Here is a 23,533-nt window from a genome sequence, read left to right on the forward strand (position 1 = left end):
TACACATTAAAAATCCGAAACCAATTAACAGGTTTCGGATTTTTTATTGAAAGTGAAAAACACGCTTACGGGCGGTACACCTTGACGTTGTCAAAGCCCTTCTCTTTAAGATAGAGCGCCTGCAGCTTGCTCATCACACCGCGATCGCAGTAGAGCAGGTAGGTCTTCTCCTTGGGCAGATCGCCAAAGGCGGTGGCCAGCTTGAAGAAGGGGATATGCAGCACTTCACGATTTTCCACCACCAGCGGTTTCTCGTCGTGTTCATCGGCAGAGCGGATATCCAGGATCACCTCGTCAGCGCCCAGCACCTGAGTCGTTTCCACCTCTTGCACTTCAGCGGCAGTCTCTTCACCGATACGGCGGATATCGAGGTAACGGGCCTCTGAGACCACCTTGTCCAGAATGGAGAAGTCAAAATTGGCCTCTTCCTCTTCAATGCGGGAGAGCTCGGCCTTCACGGTCGGCTTTTTGGAGATGACTCCACAGTACTCCGGCATGGTCTCGGCAAACTCCAAAGTGCCGATGCGGCGGGCTTCACTGATGATATCCGGCTTGTCCCAAGTGATAAGCGGGCGCAGGATCACCTTGTCGGTGACCCGGTCAATCACGTTCAGGTTGGTGAGGGTCTGGCTGGATACCTGACCCACACACTCACCGGTCACCAGCGCCGGGATCTGGAACTCGTCGGCCACCTTGGCGGCAGCACGCATCATCATTCTCTTGAGCACCACGCCCATCTGACCGTTGTCGATCTTCTCGAGGATCTCGGCAACCACCGGCTCGAAGTCCACAGCGGTGAAACGTACCCGGTGGGAGGAGCCGAAACGGTTCCACAGGTGGTAGGCCACCTGCTTGACGCCGATTTCGTGGGCAGCACCGCCCAGATTGAAGAAGCAGTAGTGCACACGGCAGCCGCGCTTGATGAACTGGAACGACGCCACGCCGGAGTCAAAACCGCCGGAGAGCAGGCTCAGCACATCTTCCTGGGTCGCGATGGGCATGCCGCTCAGGCCCTGATGGATGGCGCTGACGATAAAGAGCTCCTCACCGTCGATCTCGAGGTTGATCTTCACATCCGGGTTCTTGAGGCGCACACCATTGCTTTCGCAGTGCTGATTCAATCCACCGCCCACGTAACGCTCAACCTCGAGGGAGGAGAACTCATGCTTGCCGTGGCGCTTGGCGCGCACGCAGAAGGTTTTGCCCTTGAGCTGGTCGCCCCATACGGCTTTCACCTGCTCGAAGATGTCGTGCAGATCGGTAAACTTGCTGGCCTGAACCTCGAGGAAGGCCTGAATGCCCGGAATACAGGCCAGGGCTTCGATAGCCTGCTCGCGGAACTGGTCATTGCGGGAGCTCACAATCAGCTTGTCCCAATCCATCCGTACGCGGGCATCGTCGTCGAAGCGGCGCAGGACATTGCGGATATTGCCCTGCAGGATCTTGATAAAGCGCTGGCGAACCGACTTGCTCTTGATGGTGATTTCCGGGAACAGCTTGATAATGAACTTCATGGTGATGACTCGGGTGACCTTGATTTAAGGGCGCGAATTATATCAGAACTTTGTGGCCAGCGCCTACTGGATGAGCGTTTGCTCACATTACCCCACGCAGTGTTTGCCGTGCAGCGCCAATCTTGCGTATATTCCCGACCCTGCGCCTCGCCAGATTTTTGACAACAGACTGATCCGATGAAGACCTACATCTACTACCCCGGCATGGAGGTACGCGACGAGCTCTGGCTCAAATTTGCCCTGCTCTATCTGGAGCGGCTCGCCTTCGTCTTCACCGTCAGCGAAAAGAGCGGCCTCACCGCCCTGCTCGATACCCTTCAACAGCAGACCGATCTGCTGGCCGAGCGGCCCGATGCCGCCTTCTTTGCCGCCATTACCCCGCAACTGGAGAGCCAGATAAGCGGCCTGGTGGCCCCCGATTTCGTCCGCCACAAGGTGTTTGGCAACAAGGAGCTGATTGGTCGCTGGCGTCAGGAGGCCAACCACGACTGCTTCTGCCCGGATCAGGTGGGGCTGGAGCGGCTGCACGGCTTTTGCCTTACTCACGGCTTTGCGACCCGGGATGAGGGGGGGATCAGAATGGCGCGACGCTTTGCCAACCTGATCTCCATGCGCCTTGCCCGTGAGTGGGCACTCGCCAATGACGGGGCGCTTATTACCGATCACGACTATCTCGACCGCCTGCTCCATCTGCTCGAATCCCGCTACCACAATCGCGGCGGTCAGGATTGCTTCCTCCTCGAGATCCCGTTGCAAGTGCCCACTCACCTGGCCGACATTCCGTTTGCAGAGCTGATTGCCCTGCGCGGGCGCAGCGGCTTTCGCCAGCAGTTGGCCGAATTTCATCTGGCCCTCGACAACCTGCTCACCATGCTGGGTAGCGGCTATGCCGACCCGGCGGCCCTGACCCGCTTCGAGCAGGCTCAGCAAGGGCTCAATCAACTGCTCGGGCCCGAGACCCTCAGCATGCCACTCACCACCCTGGTCAGCACCAGCCTGCCCGCCGTAGCCATGCTCCACCAGTTAAAAGCAAGCCATCCCGAAAGCAACCTCATCTTCCATCCCATCAAGAAGAGCCACTTTCACCAGCGCAAGAGCCAGCACTTCTTCACCCGGCTCGGTCATCTGCGCCAACAGGGCTGAATGGGCGGAATGAAAAAGGGGTTGGCATCTGCCAACCCCTCTCGTTATCTGCGGCCTACCAATCATCACCACGATGATTGGCCTGCTCTTGCGCCTGCCTGCGCGCCTCCATCGCCCTGTCACGGCGGATATTGGCAGGGGTACAGGCAAACTGTTTCTGATAGCAACGCGCAAAACTCTCGGAAGCAGATTCGAAAGGTGAATAGAACCCGGTACGTTCAGGAGAAACATGGTGATCACCATGATTGGTTGTGGCACAACCCGAACTCATCAGCACCAGCAAGGGACACAGAACACGCAGCAAAAGAGAACTCCCGAATGGATTTGAATGAATTCGTAATTATTCACAAATTAATTCATCCAATCAAATATTGATGCATTTAAAATGGTTAATTACATTCACCTCAATGGCTGTTGGCAAAACGCTCAACGGGTGATGGTGCCGGCATCACCGTCAGGATGCACCACGCGAAACTCGATGCGATCGCTGTTTCCTGCTTCATCGACCACCACCAACTGGTAGCGCCTCGCCACGCTCAGCACCTGATCCCCGTCCCAGCGCAGCCGCTGGCCGTTGAGAAACCAGGCTGGCTTGCCAACACCGCCCAGCACCTTGGGTTGCAACCGGTAACGCTGACTGCGGATAAGGTTGCCCTCCCCCAGCGCCACGATGCGAATGGGGGCCTGCAGCTCGGCGCTCTGCCCCTCCCCTGCACAACCGCTGGCGAGCAGCGCCTGCCGCCGCTCGCCGGGGGACCGCCAAGGCTCCAACGACAACGGCCAGAGTGCCCGAAAACCGGATTGTGCCGCATCGGGGCAACGGGTCAGCGTCGGCTTGCCTTCGGCAGTGAGTGCAACTTGCCGCAGCGGCGAGGGCCAGTCCATGGGATCCGGCAAGGTGGGAGGATCGCGCCCTTCCAGCAACCAGGCGCTCTGGCGCTGCAAACAGGCTTCAGGCAGGGTCGCGTTCGCCTTGCGCCCCAGCGGCCAGCAAATCTCGGCCTCGCTCACCGTGTTGGGCTGTGCCGGCAGAGGGCTGTTGTCAGCCAGTCGCGAGTAGACCGAAAGCAGCAGCGGCACCGCCGCGCTCTGGCCGTAAAAACCGGGCATAGGGGTACCGTCGGGGCGCCCCAGCCAGACGCCGATGGTCCAGCGACCGGAGACCCCCATCGCCCAGCTGTCGCGATAGCCGTAGCTGGTACCGGTCTTCCAAGCCAGCCTGTTGACCCGGCCGGTCGCCTCGCTGGCAAAGGGTTGGTCCGCCCGTCCCTGCGCGCTCAATATCTGCCAGATGATCCAGGCCGCTCCCGGGCTCAGCAAGGGGCGTGACACCGCCTGCTGCCCCGCCAGCCAGACCGGCATTGCCACCTGCCCCTGCCGGGTCAGCGCGCTGTAGAGCGCCACCAGCTGCTCGAGTCGAATGCCCACCGCCCCCAGCGCAATGGCCGGATTGGGTTTGTCGGAGAGCGCCAGCCGCACCCCGGCGTTGTCGAGGCGGCTGACCAGCTTGTCGGGCCCGAGCGCCTCCAGCACCTGCACCGCCGGCACGTTGAGGGATTGCTGCAGCGCCTGAGCGAGGGTCACCGGCCCCTGAAAGGCGCCGGAAAAGTTGGCGGGTCTGTAATCCGAGCCGAGCCTCGGCGCATCGGAGAGCAGGGAGGCCGAGTGCACCAGCCCCTCATCCATCGCCAGACCGTAGATAAAGGGCTTGAGGGTGGAGCCGGGAGAGCGGATTGCCTGCACCATGTCGAGATAACCGTGGCGGCGCAAATTGCCATACTCGGCGCTGCCCACATAGGCACGCACCGCCATGGTTTTGTTATCTACCAAGAGCAACGCCGCTGAGGTCTGCTCGGGGAAACGGCGAATGTAGCTCGCCACCCGTCCCTCCAGCCAGCGCTGCAGATCCCCGTCTATGGTGGTGTGCACCAGGGCTCCGGCCTGATGGTCGGCGGCGAGGCGGGCAAAGAGCGGCGCCTCCATCGGCGTGAAGTGACCGCGGGCCAGCACCGGCTCGATACGTCCCTCCAACCACACCTGTTCGGGCCAGACACCCTGAGCCACCAGCCGCTGCATTACCTTGTCACGGGCGGCGCGGGCCCGCTCGGGATGCCGGTCCGGCCGGTTGCGGCTGGGAGCCTGCGGCAGCACCGCCAACAACGCTGCCTCGGCATAGGTCAGCTTGGCCGCACTCTTACCGAGATAGGCAAAACTTGCCGCCTGCACCCCCTCCAGGTTGCCGCCAAACGGCGCCCGATTGAGGTAGACGGTGAGCAGGGTGCGCTTGTCATAGTGCCACTCCAGTTGCAGCGCACGCACCATCTGGCGCAGCTTGCCGGGCACGCTCCGGTGGTAGGGCTCGATAAGACGCGCCACCTGCATGGTAAGGGTCGAGCCGCCCGACACGGCACGCCCATAGCGCAGCCACTGCCAGACCCCGCGCACCATGGCCACCGGATTGACCCCGGGATGACGCCAGAAGTAGCGATCCTCGTAGCCCAGCAGCGCCTCGATATAGCGGGGGGAGACCTGCTCCAGGGTCACGGGATAGCGCCACACGCCGCTGGTATCGGCAAAGGCGCGCAGCGGCCGCCCCTTCATGTCGAGCACCACCCGTGCGTAGGCAGGGTCGAGTGGCGGCAGCGGGAAAATCCGATCCAGCACCAGCAATGACAGCAGCAGTGCGACAACTCCCAGCACCGAAAAGCGCAGCCAGCGCGGCAGACCGCCCAGCCAGCACCAGCCTGCGCGGCCACTGCGACCCAATTTCAGCCAGCCGCGCTGCCAGAAAGTGAGCGGGCGAACCCGCTCAAGGGAGGGTTTGTTACTCAGAAATACGCACCTCGTGGATATCCTCACCCACAGCCCGTATCTCGGGCCGGTACATATCCTCCACCTGGGTCGGTGGCACCTGATAGCGACCCGGCGTCACTGCACGCATCAGGTAGACCAGTTGCTGGTTGCTCCCCTCGCTCAGATCCAGCGCTGCCGTGTAGCGGTCATCGCGAAACTCCTGATGCTTGAGATAGTCGTTCCACTCGCTCTGCCACGCCGGTTTCCCCTCAATGGAGAGCTCTTCCAGCTTGATGCTGTTGCCAAGGGCCGGGTTCTCCAGCTCGAAGCCAGCGGGCACCATCTCCACCAGCAGGGCATCGGGCACCGCCGATTCACTGCTGACATTGAGCCGCACCACCACCAGATCGCCCACCTTCACCTTGGCGGGATCAAACGGCTGACCGTCGCTGTTGAACCAGCTGCGGGTCACACTCATCCCCTTGCTAATCCGTGCTGGCGCCTGTTCGGGGTAGCCGATGAGGGTGCGCTGCACATAGAGGGATCCCTTGCCCTCGTTGGTGACGGTGCTGGCGGCCAGTGCCTCGGGGGCACCCTGCTGCAGCGGAGCCGAACCGCTCAGGGATCCACTGCCAAGAGAGGAAGTTACCTTGGCCTGCCAGTCGACGGCCGGGTCGAAGCGGGCGAGTCGCAGCAGGGCGAGCCGTTCCTGAGTGCTGAGCCACTGACGATGGGCCAGGGTATCGGCCACCTTGGCACTGAGGGCCGGCCAGCGCTCCGCAGCCAGCTTGTGCTGACGCAGCAAGGAGAGCTCAAGAGCTTCATCGCGCAACTGTGAGCCGTAATCACCCAGATAGTCATCACCGCGCTCGGTCGCCAATGCCCGGCTGAGGGCCTTGGCGGCGTTCTGCTCATCCCCCATGGCCGAGAGGGCCAGCGAGAGGTGGAGCTGCGGCAAACCTGAGCGGGCGTGATCAGCTTGCTGCTCCCAGATAAGGCGCAGGGTAGCGAGCGGCGCCTTGCCCACCCGGGCCAGCACATAGGCGCTGTAGGCCTGATAGGCCAGCCGGCTGTGCTCGGGGGCACTGCTCCAGCGCTCGCCGTACTGGCTGTCGGTGAGATAGCTTTGCAACCGGTTCAGCGCCTGATTGAGCATTGCCTCCGGCACGGCATCGCCCGCCTCCTTGCGCGCCAGCAGGTAGTCGGCGGCATAGGCGGTGAGCCATTGCTCCTCGTCGGAGCGACCATCCCACAGACCAAAGCCACCGCTTGGCAGTTGCAATCGCTGCAGCCGTTGCAGCAGGGCGCGCTGCACATCCGCCTCACTCGCCGCTTTCTTGCCCTCTGCGGGTTTGCTCCAGGCGGCCCGCTCATCGGCCGTGGTCAGCAAGTAAGGCCAGGCACGGGACAAGGTCTGCTCCAGACAGGCATAGGGGTAATCGGCCAGCGCCTGCCACTGGGCTGCCGGATCCCAGGGCGGAGTGCCGGAAAGGCTGAGCAGCCCCTGCAGGTTGGCACGATCCAGCCCGGCCAGCTCAGCTGGCGCAAAGCTCATCTGCTGACCGGAGGCCAGCATCTGGTAGCGCTGGCGAGTCTCGGCCGGCCAGGGGGAGCGCAGCGGCAGAGTCCAGTCGCGGCTGATGGCAAAATCCTTGCCGCTGGCAGCCAACTGCAGGCTTGCCACGCCGCTCGCCCCGGTAACGGTGAGCGGCAGGGTCAGCCACTGCTCCTCGCCATTTTTAAGGGAAAGGGTGCCGGGCAGCTCACCGTTTGCTTTCAGCCCGCCATTGAGGGTCCAGGCAAGGGAGAGGGTCTGATCCTCGCCGCTCATGTTGCGCAGCTGCACCAGCGCCCGGGTCTCATCCCCTCTGGCGCCAAAGCGCGGCCAGCCAATCTCGGCCACCAAGGGCGCCACCACCTTGACTGCGCGCTCGGCCTCCCCGACTTGCTGTTCGTTCCAGGCCAGCGCCATCAGCGCCAACTCGCCATTGAAGTTGGGCAGATCGAGCGGGATCACCGCCTTGCCCTGCTCGTCAAAACTCACCTCGCCGCTCCAGAGTGCAGCTATCTCGACCCGGCTCTCCAGCGCGCCGCCCTTTTTCAGCGGCGCCCGATCGCCCCCATAGTTGAGGCGGGCCAGCTTGCCATCCTGCGGCGGGATCACCTGGCCGTAGTTGTCGAACAAATCTTGGGCGAAGCGCTTGCGACCAAAGAAGATCTCGAACGGGTCGAGCGGCTGGTAGTCGCTGATATTGAGCACGCCCCGATCCACCGCCGCCAGCACCACGCGCCCCTGACTGTTAGGGGTGGAGGTAGCGGTCACCTCCAGTCGGGTGAGCGGCACCGCTTTATCGGGCGCGCTCAGGGTAAGCGGCAGACGGCGCGCTTCCCGGTCCAGGGTGAGCGGCACCAGCCCGACCGAGCGCAGGCTCTGCCCCTGCTGCTTGCCAGCCGGTTTGGAGGCGCTGTCTGGCGCGGCGATCTGGGCCGAGATATGCAAGTCATGGCGCTGCCACTCGGGACTGACCGGGATCTCGAACTCGCCGCGGGCATCCTTGGCATCACCGCCGGCCCCCTTGAGCTCGATACGCTGCCACCAGCGCAGGCCATCGCCATCTTCCACCAGCAACAACCCCTTGCCGGGGCGCGGGGCCACCAGCGTCACTTTGGCCTTGTCGCCCGCCTGATAGGCGCGCTTGTCGAGGGTGATGGCAATCTTGTCAGGCCGCGCCTGCTCGCCACCGCCGCCCCAGGCGTAACTGCCGATCTCCACCCGCTGGCTCGATTGATGGCCCTGACTGTTCTCCACCTCCAATCGATACCAGCCCGCGGCGAGTTGCAAGCTTAGGGGGGTCGGCCCCTTGCCATCCAGCTGCAGGGTCTGCTCCTGCTCCAGATAAGGCTGGCTGTTGAACTCGTACTTCCACCCCTCGCCATCGGCGTAGTGCCAGTAGTAGTCGCGGTACTCGTTGATAAGGCGCACCTTCACCGCCCCCGCCACCGGTTGACCTTGCTCATCGAGATTGAGGATCTGGAAGGGCAGAGGCTTGCCCCCCTCTACCCGATCCGCCACGAAGTCGGCCTTGAGCGCCGGCCACTGACTGCCTGCGGGCCAGCCATACTGGGTGCGGCTGCGATTGACGGCGCGGCCACCGGGTTCGGAGAGCGATACCCGATAGGCCACCTCCAGCGGCCCGAGGGCACGCACCCCGTCGAGCTCATCAGCAAGCGAAAAAGTCCCCTGCCCCTGCGCATCGAGGGTGAGACTGCGCGCCTCGAGCTCCTTGGCCTGCTCGGCGAGCAGCACATCCCCCAAAGTGAACTCCTGCCACTGGGTAAAGGGCATGGTGGCGCGGCTGATCTTCACCTCTGCCTTGGCCTTGGTGGCGCTCGCCGGTGCACCGTAGAGATAGTCCCCTTGCAGCGGCAGGGTGAGGGAGGCGTCCAGATCCGTCACTTCACCATCCGGCCCCTTGCCAAGCTGCAGTTTGAGCCGCTCCGGCAAAAACTCCTCCACCAAAAAGGGCCACTCGAATCGACTACCAGCGGCGGTCTTGAGGTTAATGGTCCAGCGCCCGAGCGGCGCATCGTCCGGCAGGCGCAGACCGTAGTGGGCCGCGCCAAGATTGTCCGGTAGCAGCCGCTTTTGTTCGAGCAGCTTGCCATCCGGCTGTTTCACCTCCAGCTCCACCGCCATCCCCGGCAGCAACTGGCCATCCTGCCCCTTGAGCAGGATCTCGCTGTCGAGCCGCTCGCCGGGGCGATAGAGATCGCGCCCACTGAACAGATACAACTGCTGGGCCTGCCAGGGCTGGGTACCGAGATCGAAGGTGGAGAGATCGAGCGCCGCCCCATCGAGGCGCAGCACCGCCAGATGGTAGCCCTGTTCGGCCAGCAGCAGGCGAGCCCCCTGCACCTGATCGAAGCGGCGATGGCCCTGCGGATCCGTGGTTTGCACTTGCAGCCGGTTGCCCTTCTCGTCGAGCAGGGAGAGTTGCACATCCTTGAGCGGGTCGGCGCTGGCCAGGGAGCTGACGAACACCTCCAGCTGATCGCGATAACGGCGGGCACTGAGCCCCATGTCGCTCACCGCGAAATAGGTGGTCTCCTTGCGCCAGTCATAGTTGCCAAGGGGCGACATCACCGCAAAGTAGACGCCAGCCTCGGCCAGCTGCGGCTCCTTCACATTGATAAGGCGGGTCTCGCGCCGGTTGGCATCAAGCTCCAGCGCATAGCGGCCGCTGAACACCCGCTTGGCCCGCTTGGTGATCTGTTCAAGCTCCCAGTTGCCCATGCCGGCACCGGGGCGATACTCGGCCAGGAAACGGGGCAGGTATTCGGCATCGACCCGAAAGAAGTCGATATTGACCTCATCCACATTGACCGCGCTGATGGGCAAGCGAAGTTCCTGACGCAGCGGCAATACCATGCCGCTGGCGGTAAACGAAGCCCCCGCCTCCAGCGGCCGGGTCTTGAGGGTCCAGCTCTGGGGGGATGGACCCAGCCCCGCCTTGAGGCTCACTTCATAGCTTTTATCGGGCTGAACGTTCGGGAAATAGAGGGTGCGACCATCGTCGGCGAGGATCCACTCCCCCTGCACCTGCTTGCCCCCCTCACTGACCCCGAGCCAGCTCTGCCAGTTTGCCTTCGGCGCCAGGGGGCCGGAGAAGACCAGCGCCAGTGCCGGCGCATCGCGATATTGGCGGGCATTGGCCTGCACTACAGAAGTTGGCGCCCCGGCCTCCTGCTGCGCTGTAGATTCTGTGGTCGGTACTTGGCTGGCGGGCTTGTCAGGGCCGCAACCAGACAGCAAACCGACCACCCCGCAAAGCAGCAGGGCCGAGCAGCGGCGGCGCAGAGCGCCGGTTCCAGCGGTAGAGCGGTGAAAAGCAGAGGGAGAGTCAAAGAGGCGCATAGGTTCCATCCCGAGTTGGAGCGCTGCAAACGCAGCGTGGCTGGAAACAGGATAAGGCATCCTGCTCACCCGACACAAAGCTCATTACCCGAATGGGCACAATTCCGCGCCCTGCAGCACGAGAACCCCCTTGCCCACTGATTCCGTGCGGCAAGGGTTGTCATCTAGTCGTGGCTGGTCTCGTTTTTTGCTCCGCCTTTGAACCAGCGAAACAGGATGGCCATGACGGCCGCCAGAAACAGCACCAGCGAGGTAATCAGCAGGGCCCGGGTCAACAGTTCGCTGTGGTGGAGGAAGAAGGGGGTATTCATCGCCAGCTTGCCCACCAAACTGAGGCAGAGCGCCCACATAAAGGCACTGGCAAAGCTGGCCACGCACATCCGCAGCACGCTCAGGCGGCCAATCCCCATCAACATGGGGGTCAGCACCCGCACAAACGGGATAAAACGGGAGGAGAACATCGCCAGAAAACCGTACGTTTTCAGCAGCCGGGTCGCCTTGGGCAGGCTGTCGGGAGGCAACATCCGTTCGATATGATCCATAAAGCGGGTGCGCTGCAGGGCCCGTCCCTGCCAGTAGGCGAGCACGGAACCTATGCCTGCAGCCAACGGCAGATAGACAAGAGTCACTTCGGGGCCAAACACCCCCATGCCAACCAACCCACCGGCCAGCAGTACCAGGCTGTCCCCCGGCAGGGGCAGGAAGACGAATGCGGACTCCAGCAGCAGTACCAGCATCAGGCAACTGATCAGCAGGGGTACCGCCTGCATCTGAACCAGGGCGTCAAAATCCTGATGCCAAATGGCCATCAGCATATCCAGCATGTCACTCTCCCTACTACACGGTTCATCATGAACGAGGCAGGGGTTATAGCACCCATCCCCTGAACAAAACGTTAATTTTGTCCGGCACAGGAAATAAAGTGTGTCGAAATATTGCTGCAATTAGGGAATGCAAGGAGGGCGAAAAGCAGAAACAAAAAGCCCCTCATCTTGCACGCACAAGGGAGAGGGGCAAACAGGCACAGAAATAAAACGGTTACTCGGCGGTGGCCATCTGCCAGGTTTTGAAGCCGCCGGAGAGATTCTTCACTTTAAAGCCGTGCTGGCTCAGCAAGCGGCAGGCGACATGGCCGCGCAGCCCAACCTGACAGCTGATCAGCAGCTCTTTCTCTTTGGGCAACTCATGGAGGCGACCACGCAACTCGTCGAGGGGGATATGCAGCGCCCCCGGAATGCGACCCAGCTTGTCGAGCTCCGGGCCATTGCGCACATCCACCACCAGCTGATGGGGGTTACGAGCCTGCACCTCGGCCACGTGGCAGAGCAGGGTGTCCCCCTTCAGGTGGTTGCTCGCCACAAAGCCCGCCATGTTGATCACATCCTTGGCCGATCCAAAGGGCGGCGCATAGGTGAGCTCCAGATCCTGCAGATCAAACACGGTGAGACCGGCACGCTGGGCCACCGCCAGCACATCGATGCGCTTGTCGATGCCATCCTTGCCGATGGCCTGGGCGCCATAAATCTTGCCATCCGGGGCAAACAGCAGCTTGAGGCTGACCGGATGGGCGCCGGGGTAGTAACCGGCGTGGCTGCCCGGGTGGACATAAACCTTCTCGAACGGCAATCCCAGTTGCACCAGTCGCTTCTCGTTCAGCCCCGTGCTGGCCACCGCCAGATCGAACAGCTTGCAGATGGCGGTCCCTTGGGTCTTCTTGTAGGTTTCGCTTCGGCCCAGCATATTGTCGGCGGCGATGCGCCCCTGCCGGTTGGCCGGGCCCGCCAGCGGGATCAGCACAGATTCGCCGGTGACGAAATCTATCTCTTCCACCGCATCCCCCACCGCGTAGATAAAGGGATCCGAGGTACGCATCCCGGCATCCACCTTGATGCCGCCCCGTGGGCCCAGCTCCAGCCCCGCTTTGGCGGCGAGCAGAGTTTCCGGCTTGACGCCGATGGCGAGGATCAAGAGACCGGTATCAAGATGGGAACCGTCATTGAGAGTCAGGCGCAGGCCACCGCTTTTGGCGGTCGGCACGGCGGAGGTCTTCTCGGCAGGCAGATCCAGACTCTCGATGGCGGTGAGGCCGGTGCGCAGGCGCAGGTCGATCCCCTCTTCCCGGATGCGGGCATGGAGCATGTTGGCCATCTCCTTGTCCACCGGCGCCATCACCTGATCGGCCAGCTCCAGCAGGGTGACATCCAGCTTGCGCTGATGCAGCGCCTCCATCATCTCCAGCCCGATAAAGCCGCCGCCCACCACAGTGACGTGGCGCGGCTGATCGTGATGCAGGGCCGCCAGAATGCGATCCATGTCCGGGATGTTGCGCAGGGTATAAACATGGGGGCTGTCGATACCGGGGAAGGGAGGACGGATCGGCGCCGCCCCCGGGCTCAGCAGCAGCACATCGTAATGCTCGCGCAGCTCTTCACCGGTTTGCAGGTTGCGCACCAGCAAGGTCTTGCCCGCCTTGTCTATCTCAATCACATCGTGGAAGACCCGCACATCGACGTTGAAACGGCGCTTGAAGCTCTGGGGAGTCTGCAGCAGCAAGGCATCCCGGTCGGGGATATCGCCCCCGATGTGATAGGGCAGACCGCAGTTGGCGAAGCTGACAAACTCGCCCCGCTCGAACATCACGATCTCTGCCTCTTCACTCAAACGACGAGCGCGAGCCGCCGCCGATGCGCCCCCCGCGACACCACCGATAATCAGGATCCGTTTCATCTGCAAGACTCCTCATACATGATAATGGGCAATAAATTAGACTTTCCTAATTTAGAATTCAATGAAATTTTGTTTCACACCATTTTGCAGTATTCTTGCAACCCCGACGGTTGCTTAACAGGATGTTGTTTGTTCATGTCGTCTACCGCACTCAGTCATCTACCTCCTGCCCTCCAGACGCCGCTCTTTTTCCGTCTGGATCTGCGCAGTCAACGGCTGGTCGCCCTGACCGACGTGATGCAAACCCCGCTCTACTGGCTCGACGAACCGCGCGCCCCCTGGCCTGCCCAGCTGCCCGATGCCCTGCGCCTGCCCATCGAACAACTGTTGGCCAACGGCCATGGCGGCAAGATCACCGTGCGCTTTGCCAGCCAGCTCTGGCATATCGCCCTCGCCCACGAGCAGGATGGCTTCTGGCTCATCTGTCTGCAGAACCTTCGCCAGGAGCCCATCGCCGACCTGGCATTGCAACTGCCGCGCCTCAGCCAGATGGCGAGCCAGCAACAGTATGCGCCCCTGCTCGAGGCCCTTAAAGAGAGTTTGGGGGCCGATCGGCTCATCCTCTGGCACTATCAGGCCAACGGCGATCTCGGCAGCGAGCAACTCACCCCGGTGTTCACCCTGGGGGTCGAGGCGCTCTACCCCATTCGTGGTGACAGCCGCTATATCCGCGCCCTGCGTACCCGCAAATCGTTGAGTTTCTCGGAGGCGGCCCACCAGCCGATGCTGAGCAATCACCTCTATCTGACCAGTGCCGGTGTGCGCTCACGCCTCGATGGTGCCCTGCTGGAGCAGGACAAGCTGTTCGGGGTGCTGAGTCTGGAATATCTCGATCCCACCCCGCTTAGCGAGGAGATGTTGCAGCTGGTGCGCAGCAGCGCCCAGCTGCTCGGCCACTGGCAACCGCAACCGGAAGAGCACCGCGCCGAGCTGGCCCTCCCGCCCGAACTGCACCAACAGACCGGCATCGACTACTGCAAGACGCTGGTAAGCTGGGCCATGAGCGCCAGCGGTGCCCGGGTGGGCTGGATCGGCGAGTTCCAGCCCCGTGGTCAGGATCTCTGGATCATCCCCCGCTGCGTCATCAACGAAGAGATCTGCTCCACCCTCAAGCCCATCCAGCTCGACCCCGGCCCCGCTCAGGAGCTGTTCCAGCATGGTCAGGCCATCTATGTGGAAGATCTGCCCGTGCGCTATCCCAAAGCGACCCGGCTGCTCGCCCTCAATGCCAGCGCCTACATCGGCATTCCGCTCCATGGCCAGAGCGGCGCCCCCATTGGCCAGATCACCCTGCTGCTCGATACCCCCCTTGAGGAGCCCGAACAGCTTCTGGATCTATTGAGCAGCCAGCACGAGCGGGCCGCCATCGAACTCAAGCGCCTCGCAACCGACGATGCCCTGCGGCTGGCCGAGGTAGCCTTTAATACCCACGATGGACTGATTGTGATGGATCACAACGGCATCATCCTCAAGGTCAACCACTCCTTCAGCCGGATCACCGGATTTGGCGAGGTAGAGGTGATCGGTCACTCCATTCGCAAGCTGCGTCCCACCTACTACGGGGATCATCTCAAGGAAGATGTCAGCCGCACCGTCAACGAGCAGGAGTTCTGGCTCGGGGAAGAGCGCTGCCTGCACAAGGATGGTCACCTCTTTCCGGTGCGCTTGATGGTGAACGGCGTCAAGGATGAGCAGGGAGAACTGAGCCACTTTATCTGCAGCTTCTACGACATCACCCAGGAAAAAGAGGCGGCCAGACATATCGAGCAGCTCGCCTACTACGACGATCTCTGCGGTCTGCACAACCGCCGCAGCCTCAACCATATTTTGCAGCAGACCCTGAGCGCCTCCAACGGCCAGTGGGGCGCCCTGCTGCTGGTGGATCTCGACAACTTCAAGTCGATCAACGACTCCCTCGGTCACGCCTGCGGCGATCTGCTGCTGCAGGCCGTGGTGCAGCGTTTCAGGGAGCTGCCCCAGGACAATCTGGTGCAGGCGCGCATCTCGGGGGATGAGTTTGCCCTGCTCTTTACCCAGCTGGGACAAGGGGAAGTCACCGCCAAAATTCTGGCAGAGCACTTCGCCCGCGAGCTGATGGGGCTGTTTCGCACCCCGTTCGACATCGGCGATCACAAACTGCACTGCAGCGCCTCGGTGGGGATCAGCCTCTTCTCCGGCAACGAGACGGATCATCTGGTCCTGATGCAACAGGCCGACACCGCAACCCACATGGCCAAGCGCGCCGGTCAGGGCCACTACGTCTTCTTTACCGAGGCGATGGCCCAGCATGAGAAGAACCGGCTGACCCTTACCAATGAGCTGCGCGATGCCCTGCGTCACCACGAGCTGCAACTCCACTACCAACCGCAATACCGGGTCGACAATGGCTCGCTGTCGGGTATCGAGGCGCTGCTGCGCTGGCAGCGCAGCGACGGCACCATGGTACCGCCCGGGGAGTTTATCCCCATCGCCGAAGAGACCAGCCTGATCCTCGAAATCGGCTACTGGGTGATGAAGACCGCCTGCGCCCAATACAGCTTCTGGCTCAACCGTGGCCTGCAGATCCCCCATCTGTCGGTCAACGTCAGTGCCCGCCAGTTCCACACCCAGGGCTTCGTACAACAGGTGGAGTACATCTTGCGCGACACCGGTGTGCCCCCCTCCCGCCTGCTGCTGGAGGTGACCGAATCGGTAGTCTTGGAGAATCGGCAGGAGAGTATTGCCAGAATGCGCCAGCTCAAGGAGCTCGGCATCCTCATCTCCATCGATGACTTCGGTACCGGCTACTCGTCGCTGGCCTATCTGCGGGATCTGCCCGCCGATGAGGTGAAGCTGGACAGAAGCTTCATTCAGACCCTGGTACACAGCGAACAGGACAGAGCCATCGTCAAGGCGATACTCGATCTGGCCCAGGTCTTCCGTTTTACCGTCACCGCCGAAGGGGTGGAAGAGGAAGCGCAGCTGGCCATCCTCAAAGCGCTGGGATGCCAGCATTATCAAGGGTTTCTCACCAGTCGGCCGCTCACCGTCAAGGGGCTGGAGCAGCTGCTTGGCAGCCGGGCGCCGGACTAAAGGTGTAGGATCAATAGGGGTTTATGTAATAAAATAACGGCCTGCTCGAATCGTTGGAGTTGTTTATGTCTGTCATTAATCGGATCCCTGCCGTTGAAATCAGCCAGCCAGCCGGAGCTCACGGCACCGTTGGCCGGATCCATTCCGTCGAAACCTGCGGCACTGTCGATGGCCCGGGAATACGCTTTATCGTATTCATGCAAGGCTGCCTGATGCGCTGCAAGTACTGCCACAACCGCGATACCTGGGATACCGAAGGTGGCCGCGAAGTGACCGTACCGGAGTTGATGAGTGACATCACCAGCTATCGCCACTTCATGAATGCCTCCGGCGGTGGCGTGACAGCGTCCGGCGGTGAAGCCATGCTGCAACCGGCTTTCATTACCGAACTCTTTACCGCCTGCAAAGAGAAAGGGATCCACACCTGTCTCGACACCAACGGCTTCGTCCGTCATCTCGACGAACAGGTGGACAAGCTGCTCGACCAGACCGATCTGGTGCTGCTCGACATCAAACAGATCAATGACGAGAAACACATTCCGCTGACCCACGTCAGCAACAGATACACCCTGGAGTTTGCCCGCTATCTGGCAGCCAAAGGCAAGACCATGTGGATCCGCTACGTGGTGGTACCGACCTGGAGCGACGACGACGAGAGCGCCGAAGGCCTGGGCCAGTTTATCGCCGAGCTGGGCGAGAGCGTGGAGAAGGTGGAGCTGCTCCCCTACCATGAGCTCGGCAAACACAAGTGGGACGTACTGGGCGATCCGTACGAGCTGAGCGAGATCAAGCCCCCCAGCAAGGAGACCATGGAACGGGTCAAGGGCATCCTCGGCAAGTACCACAACAACGTCAAATATTGATGGTAAAAGCAGGCTGACTCGTCAGCCTGCTCTGCTATGGGCGGTCGGGAAGGCCGCCCGGACTCTACTGCATGAATGGACGACAAGATGAGTGAAGGACAACTCGCCACCCTCCTGATCTGGCTGGTACTGCTGGCCTTCAGCCTGCGCCGCTCCCTGTGGCAAACCCTCCATGACAACCCCCTCTATCAACACCTGCTGCTGGGCAGTGCCATCGCGCTGGTGCCGCTCTGGTATCTAAGGGCCGGTCTGCATGAGGGGCTGGAGGTCCATTTTCTCGGGCTCACCTCCCTCACCCTGCTGCTGGGCTGGCGGCTGGCACTGCTCGCCCCCTGCCTGACCCTGCTGGTGCTCGGTTACTTCGGCGTCACCAATCTGGCCGATTTTGGCTGGCAAGCGCTGGTTGGCATCGCCCTGCCGGTAGCCACCAGCTGGCTGCTGTTTCTGGCCAGCTGGGCCTGGCTGCCGCGCCATCTCTTTGTCTATATCTTCGTGGCCGCCTTTCTCGGCGGCGCCATCACCATCTCGGTCAAGGTGGCCGCCAGCGCATTGCTGATGGGGCTGAGCGACAGCTACCCCTGGCACACCATCACGGCGGATTACCTCTCCATCTGGCCACTGCTGCTGTTTCCCGAAGCCCTGCTCAACGGCATGGCGATGACGGTGCTGGCCATCTACCGCCCCCACTGGGTCAATACCTTCTTCGACCGCACCTATCTGGGCAAGTAACGCTCTCTTTCCTGATCTGCGCCCATAAAAAAGGAGAGGCCATCGCCTCTCCTTTTGGTATTCAACATGTTGCCAAATCCCGGCTTAGTGCAGCTTCAGGGTCGGGCGCAGTACCCGGTTGATGCGACCCACCAGCATGATGAGGCCGGTCTTGACGTAGCCGTGCAGGGCGATCTGGTGCATCCGGTAGAGGGAGATGTAAACCAGACGGGCAATGTAGCCCTCCACCATCATGGAGCCGCGCATCAGGTTGCCCATCAGGCTACCCACGGTGGAGAAGCGGCTGAGGGAGACCAGCGAACCGTGGTCGTGGTAGAGGTAGGGCTTCATCTCGCCGCCGTTCATCTTGGCCAGGATGTTCTTGAACGCCTGGCTGGCCATCTGGTGGGCAGACTGGGCGCGCGGCGGCACGAACTTGCCATCCGGCTGCGGGCAGGCTGCGCAGTCACCGATAACGAAGATGTTCTCGTCACGGGTAGTCTGCAGGGTCTCTTTCACCACCAACTGGTTGATGCGGTTGGTCTCAAGGCCGGCGATATCCTTCATGAAGTCAGGTGCCTTGATACCGGCCGCCCACACCATCAGGTCAGCTTCAATCAGCTCGCCATCCTTGGTATGCAGACCGTCGCTGGTCGCTTCGGTGATCATGGTGGCGGTACGCACATCCACACCCAGCTTGACCAGCTCCTGATGGGCGGCGCCGCTGATGCGCTCCGGCAGAGCCGGTAGAATGCGCGGGCCCGCTTCCACCAGGGTAACCTTCAGGCTGTCGGTGGTGAGATTCTTGAAGCCGTAGGCGTAGAGCTGCTCGACCGCGTTGTAGAGCTCGGCAGAGAGCTCGACGCCGGTGGCGCCGCCGCCGACGATGGCAATCTTCACCTTGTCGCCCGGCTTATATTCAGTGGCGAACTGCAAGAAGCGGTTCATCATGCTGTTGTGGAAACGGTGCGCCTGGGAGGGGCTATCGAGGAAAATACAGTTATCCTTGATGCCCTTGGTGTTGAAGTCGTTGGAGACAGAACCGATGGCCATCACCAGATAGTCGTAGGGCAGTTCGCGCTCGTTGACCACGATGTCGCCATTGTCGTCGTGGATCGGGGCCAGCACGATGCGTTTATCGTCACGCTTGATGTCGGTCAGGGTGCCGAGCTGGAAGTCGAAACCGTGGTTCTTGGCGTGAGACTGGTAGCTCAGAGCATCGATGCCCGCGTCCATGGAGCCGGTGGCCACTTCGTGCAGCAGGGGTTTCCACAGGTGGGTGCGGTTGCGATCGACCAGAGTGATCTTGGCCTTGTTCTTCTTGCCAAGCTTGCGACCCAGACTGGTGGCCAGCTCCAGGCCACCGGCGCCGCCGCCTACAACGACAATATTCATCATGATGATTTTCCTCGGTTCCTCAAAACGAAAGGGAGCCATTGGCTCCCTAAAACGAAATCGGTCGACGTGATGGATCAGGCTTCTTTGAAGGCCTTCATCCGCTGCAGATGATGCGAGATATTTTTGAACTTATGAGTCTCGCGCTCATCCCACACGATGTCGTAATAGTTCTTCAATTCACGTTCAGTGTCCCGATTATCGCGCACTTCATCCTGAACGGAAAGGATACACAGGCAGTTTCCTGAATTTTTCTTACGAAATTCAGTTACACACTTGGTACCGATATCGTCATATTCTTCCGGCCGGTCGATCTTGCCCTGCATGTTCTCTTCCGGATGGAGGTTGGGGTTGAAGATCACTTGGCGAATGCCGCACAGAAAGCCGATCCGCTCGCTCCAGTAGCCACCAAGACCCACGCCGCAGATCAGCGGTTTGGGATCGGTACTCATATCGAGCTGTTTTTTCACTTCCTTGAGCAGATGGCTCATATCATGACGGGGGTGAACCGTGCTGTAGTGCACGAAACGCACATCATCATCAATAAACTGCAACTGCAGCACTTTCTCGTGATTGCCGGGGCTGGTGGCATCAAAGCCATGCAGATAGATGATCATGGATAAGACCTCAGGATCTGTGTCGGTTTTATCGAAACTACCCCAGCGGCGGCCCCGTGCGCCACCAAAACATCCAACTTTCTTGCTTTGGATCACGCCCCCGCCCCCGATTGCGCCCTGCGGCCCGCGAGCGCCGTCACATGCAGAGGGGCGCATTGCGAGCAACGTTATGGTGCCCGGCTATCAAAGTGAGATCGCCAGACCGATAATGATAAACCCCTTACCAATCTGAGATGCCCTCACCTCCTTCCCCTGCCAGCAGCCGGGCACTTATCTGGCCGGTATGTGACTCATCCCGCAAAAACAAGGCGTTATCGCCAAACGTTTTCTCTCGTGAGTGGCGTTGTGCATGTTTTGTGCACTGACCCGTGCTGCACCGGATCCCTCTCACTACTGCCGAGGGATCTGGCACCTCTGTCAATACACGAGATCAATGACCGGGAAAGCTGCGGCTTTCACTATCTTGCCTGTAGCAGTTACGCGGGCTTCAAGGAGTGATCTGTTCATGAACGAGACCAATCCCCCCTCCCCCCGACCGGGTGCGCGCAAGCGCCCGGTGGATGAAGTGGAGCGCATGCTCCCCATGGGCCAACTCTTTACCCTGGGCCTGCAACATGTGCTGGTGATGTACGCCGGCGCCGTGGCGGTGCCATTGGTGATTGGCGGCAGTCTGGGGCTGCCCAAGGATCAAATCTCCTACCTTATCAGTTCGGACCTCTTCTGTTGCGGCATTGTCACCCTGCTGCAATGTGTCGGGATTGGCCGCTTTGCCGGGATCCGGCTCCCGGTCATCATGTCGGTCACCTTTGCCGCCGTGATGCCCATGCTGGCCATCGGAGCCAACCCGGATCTGGGGCTGACGGGCATCTTCGGCGCCACCATCGCCGCCGGTATCATCTCGACCCTGCTGGTGCCGCTGATAGGTCGGCTGATGCCGCTCTTCCCCACCGTCGTCACTGGGGTGGTTATCACCTCCATCGGGATCAGCATCATGCAGGTGGGGATCGACTGGATGGCAGGGGGGAAGGGCAATCCGGAATATGGCAGCCTGCGCTATATCGGCACCAGCTTTCTGGTGCTCGTCTTTATCCTGCTGGTGACCCGCTTCACCAAGGGCTTTTTCAGCAATATCTCGGTGCTGCTCGGGATCATCTTCGGTTTCGTGGTGGCCATCGCCATGGGCGAAGTAAGCCTCGATGGCCTCGGCGAGGCAGCCTGGTTTGCCCCCATAGTGCCCTTCGCCTTCGGCTGGCCCACCTTCGATCCCATCTCCATCGCCACCCTGACGGTGATCATGCTGATCACCTTTATCGAATCCATGGGGATGTTTCTGGCCCTTGGCGACATCGTCGGCCATCCGGCCAGGCGCGGTGATATCGTGCGCGGGCTGCGGGTGGATGGCATCGGCACCATTATTGGTGGGATATTCAACAGCTTCCCCCACACCTCCTTCTCCCAGAATATCGGTCTGGTGAGCGTGACCGGGGTGTCGAGTCGCTGGGTCTGCGTGATGTCAGGAGGGATCCTGCTCGCCTTTGGCCTCATCCCCAAGATGTCGGTACTGGTCGCCTCCATCCCGCCCTTCGTGCTGGGGGGCGCCGGTATCGTGATGTTCGGTATGGTGCTGGCCACCGGCATTCGCATCCTGGCGCGCACCGATTACAACAGCAACCGTCACAACCTCTATATCGTCGCCATCAGCCTCGGAATTGGCATGATCCCGACGGTCTCCGGGAATTTTTTCCAACAGCTTCCGGCGCAGCTACAACCGCTTTTTCATAGCGGTATCCTGCTGGCCACCATCAGCTCGGTGCTGCTCAACCTCTTCTTCAACGGCTATCAGCCGGACCTGACTCACCAGACCCGTCCTCTGTTCGTTGGCCCCATCAAACCGCAGCAAGAGCAGGCATAACAAACAGGCCCCGGACTGCGAGACTGTCCGGGGGCCTGTTGTTCATATCACCGCTGACCCAATCAGGCAGGCAACTGCGCGAAGCGCTCTACCGCCTGCTCTACTTGTGCCAGACTCCCCTGCCAGAAGGCGGCCTCACGGATATCCTGCCCCAGATGCTTGGCTACCAAGTCTTCGGCGCTCATACGGCCGGTATCGCGCAACAAGGCGCGATACGCCTCGGCCACTCCCGCTTCCCCCGCCGCTTTGCGGCTCGTCAACTGCTGATAGACCCCGAGGCTGAACAGATAACCGAACAGATAGGGGTAGTTGTAAAAACCCAGCCCCGCGATGGAGAAGTGCGCCTTGGCCGCCCAGAACATGGGGTGATAGCGGGTCAGGCTCCCCTCATACCAGCGTCCCCACGCCTCGTCAGTCAACGCCTTGAGCCGCTCTGCCGACACATAACCCTGCGCCCGCTCGGCCACCAAGGCCTGCTCGAAATCGAAGCGAGCCGGGATATTGACCAGGAAGGTGGCTGCGCCGTCGGCCTCGGCCCAGATGATCGCCAGCTGCTCTTCCGGGCTTTGCGCCTGCTCGAACAGGGCGCTGCGCACCAGGGTTTCGGCGAAGATGGAGGCGGTCTCCGCCAGCGTCATGGGGTAGCTGCGCTGACTCATCGGCAGATCGCGGATCACCCAGTTGTGCCAGGCGTGACCCAGCTCATGGGCCAGCGTAATGACATTGTCCATGGTGCCGGCATAGGTAACGAAGACCCGCGGTTCGACCGGTTCGGCAAACTTGGTGCAGTAGGCGCCGGTGCGGCGATTTGGCGTGGGCGCCGCATCAATCCACCCCTTCTCGGCCATCATGCGGGCAAACGCCCCCATCTCGGGATCGAATCGGCTAAAGGCATCGGCAATCAACTCGATCGCCTCATCAAAAGGAATGTCACGGCTGCAGGAAGCTGGCGGCGGCGCAAAGAGATCCTCCGGCCCCAAATCGTCGAGACCAAGGCGCTCGGCCATCAGCTCCAGCGCCCGCTGGCCCAACCCACGGGCTCGCCAGGTTTCGCTCATCAGAGCATCGAGGGTGGCTCGCTCGATATGACTCTGGTGGCAGGAGAGATCCAGCGCATCGAGCACACGGGTTTTACCGCGCTGACGGGCCAGTTCCAGCCGCCAGCCGTTGAGGGCATTGAGGATAGCGGCGACCGTCTCCTGCTCCCCTTCCCAACCGGCGCTGATGGCATCAAAGGCTTCTAAACGCAGCGCACGTATCGGGCTGGAGAGCAGATTGCTCGCCTCGGCCAGCCCCATCTCGCGGCCATCAATGGTCAAGCGGATCTTGCCCACCAGATCGTTATAGAGGTTGCCCCAGGCGTGCAGACCATCGGTGCCCAGACCAATCACCAGCTGCTCCGCCGCCACCGGCAGGCGCTGATCCTGCAAACGACGCTCATGGCCCAAGCGGTACGCCTCCTCGCCGAGCAGCGGATCACTCATCAGCGCGGCAAATTCATCTTCCGGCAGCGCCAACATCAGATCTTCCACCGGCGCCAGGGTCTTGAACAGATCGGCGTTGAGGGCGCGGGCACGGGACGCCAGCTGTTTGGCCTGCGGATCCCGCGCATCCTGACTGCCGCGGCATGCGGCCAGAATGGCGACGTTCCAGCCGATATGGCGAATATCACGGGCGCGCAGCCGCACTTCCCGCAAGAAATCCTGCAGCGCAGCGCCATCGCCGCGCACCCCGTCCAGACCCGCCATATAGCTGGCCAGCTCTTCCAGCGCGTGGCGGGCTGCGCGCATGTCCGCTTCCAGCTCGGTGCTGTCGAGGCCCGGGTAGATATGGTCGTTATTCCACTGTTGTTGATACATAACTTCTCGCAAAGG

General features: G+C 61.4%; 14 protein-coding genes. 5 read left to right on the forward strand and 9 right to left on the reverse strand.

What is annotated here, in order from left to right; all coding sequences use genetic code 11:
- Positions 1-65: 65 nt before the first annotated feature.
- A complete protein-coding gene (gene thiI / locus AB5Y86_RS04310) occupies positions 66-1,514 on the reverse strand; it encodes a tRNA uracil 4-sulfurtransferase ThiI (protein ID WP_139411363.1) in 1,449 nt (482 codons plus the stop codon).
- A gap of 177 nt (positions 1,515-1,691) precedes the next feature.
- On the opposite strand from thiI, the gene AB5Y86_RS04315 reads away from it, so the two are divergent.
- Positions 1,692-2,657, forward strand: a complete 966-nt coding sequence (locus AB5Y86_RS04315; RefSeq protein WP_368192237.1) for a hypothetical protein — start codon at positions 1,692-1,694, stop codon at positions 2,655-2,657.
- A gap of 55 nt (positions 2,658-2,712) precedes the next feature.
- On the opposite strand, the gene AB5Y86_RS04320 is transcribed toward AB5Y86_RS04315, so the two are convergent.
- The 5 genes from AB5Y86_RS04320 to AB5Y86_RS04340 all read right to left on the reverse strand — a co-directional run bounded on the left by AB5Y86_RS04320 (position 2,713) and on the right by AB5Y86_RS04340 (position 13,092).
- A complete protein-coding gene (locus AB5Y86_RS04320; protein ID WP_368192238.1) occupies positions 2,713-2,961 on the reverse strand; it encodes a hypothetical protein in 249 nt (82 codons plus the stop codon).
- 122 nt (positions 2,962-3,083) lie between these two features.
- Positions 3,084-5,516: a penicillin-binding protein 1C gene (gene pbpC, locus AB5Y86_RS04325; protein WP_368192239.1), complete on the reverse strand. Its 2,433-nt coding sequence runs from the start codon at positions 5,514-5,516 to the stop codon at positions 3,084-3,086.
- Positions 5,482-10,365: an alpha-2-macroglobulin gene (locus AB5Y86_RS04330; protein WP_368192240.1), complete on the reverse strand. Its 4,884-nt coding sequence runs from the start codon at positions 10,363-10,365 to the stop codon at positions 5,482-5,484. The genes pbpC and AB5Y86_RS04330 overlap by 35 nt, the downstream gene beginning before the upstream one ends.
- A 164-nt stretch (positions 10,366-10,529) precedes the next feature.
- Positions 10,530-11,189 carry a DedA family protein gene (locus AB5Y86_RS04335; protein ID WP_106843121.1) on the reverse strand — a complete coding sequence of 220 codons (660 nt, stop codon included), beginning with the start codon at positions 11,187-11,189 and terminating at the stop codon, positions 10,530-10,532.
- 214 nt (positions 11,190-11,403) lie between these two features.
- Positions 11,404-13,092, reverse strand: a complete 1,689-nt coding sequence (locus AB5Y86_RS04340) for an FAD-dependent oxidoreductase (RefSeq protein ID WP_368192241.1) — start codon at positions 13,090-13,092, stop codon at positions 11,404-11,406.
- Positions 13,093-13,227: 135 nt separating this feature from the next.
- Between AB5Y86_RS04340 and AB5Y86_RS04345 the strand changes: the two genes are divergently transcribed.
- From AB5Y86_RS04345 to AB5Y86_RS04355, 3 genes are all read left to right on the forward strand, one after another.
- Entirely contained in the window at positions 13,228-16,164 is a 2,937-nt protein-coding gene (locus AB5Y86_RS04345; RefSeq protein ID WP_100653432.1) for an EAL domain-containing protein, read from the forward strand.
- A gap of 65 nt (positions 16,165-16,229) precedes the next feature.
- Positions 16,230-17,027, forward strand: a complete 798-nt coding sequence (gene pflA / locus AB5Y86_RS04350; protein ID WP_368192242.1) for a pyruvate formate lyase 1-activating protein — start codon at positions 16,230-16,232, stop codon at positions 17,025-17,027.
- A gap of 87 nt (positions 17,028-17,114) precedes the next feature.
- Positions 17,115-17,756: an energy-coupling factor ABC transporter permease gene (locus AB5Y86_RS04355; protein WP_158112310.1), complete on the forward strand. Its 642-nt coding sequence runs from the start codon at positions 17,115-17,117 to the stop codon at positions 17,754-17,756.
- A gap of 84 nt (positions 17,757-17,840) precedes the next feature.
- Here AB5Y86_RS04355 and AB5Y86_RS04360 read toward each other — a convergent pair whose 3' ends face one another.
- Together AB5Y86_RS04360 and ycfP are read right to left on the reverse strand one after the other, a co-directional pair.
- A complete protein-coding gene (locus AB5Y86_RS04360) occupies positions 17,841-19,133 on the reverse strand; it encodes an NAD(P)/FAD-dependent oxidoreductase (protein WP_005333998.1) in 1,293 nt (430 codons plus the stop codon).
- Between the two features lie 74 nt (positions 19,134-19,207).
- Entirely contained in the window at positions 19,208-19,747 is a 540-nt protein-coding gene (gene ycfP / locus AB5Y86_RS04365; protein ID WP_005334000.1) for an alpha/beta hydrolase YcfP, read from the reverse strand.
- Positions 19,748-20,252: 505 nt separating this feature from the next.
- On the opposite strand from ycfP, the gene AB5Y86_RS04370 reads away from it, so the two are divergent.
- Positions 20,253-21,659: a nucleobase:cation symporter-2 family protein gene (locus AB5Y86_RS04370; protein WP_005353050.1), complete on the forward strand. Its 1,407-nt coding sequence runs from the start codon at positions 20,253-20,255 to the stop codon at positions 21,657-21,659.
- A 62-nt stretch (positions 21,660-21,721) separates the two neighbouring features.
- On the opposite strand, the gene AB5Y86_RS04375 is transcribed toward AB5Y86_RS04370, so the two are convergent.
- Positions 21,722-23,518 (reverse strand): M3 family oligoendopeptidase, encoded by a 1,797-nt coding sequence (locus tag AB5Y86_RS04375; protein ID WP_368192243.1) that lies wholly within the window; start codon positions 23,516-23,518, stop codon positions 21,722-21,724.
- Between the last annotated feature and the right edge of the window lie 15 nt (positions 23,519-23,533).

Origin of the sequence: Aeromonas sp. s8, assembly GCF_040907785.1 — a bacterium.
GTDB lineage: Bacteria > Pseudomonadota > Gammaproteobacteria > Enterobacterales > Aeromonadaceae > Aeromonas > Aeromonas veronii.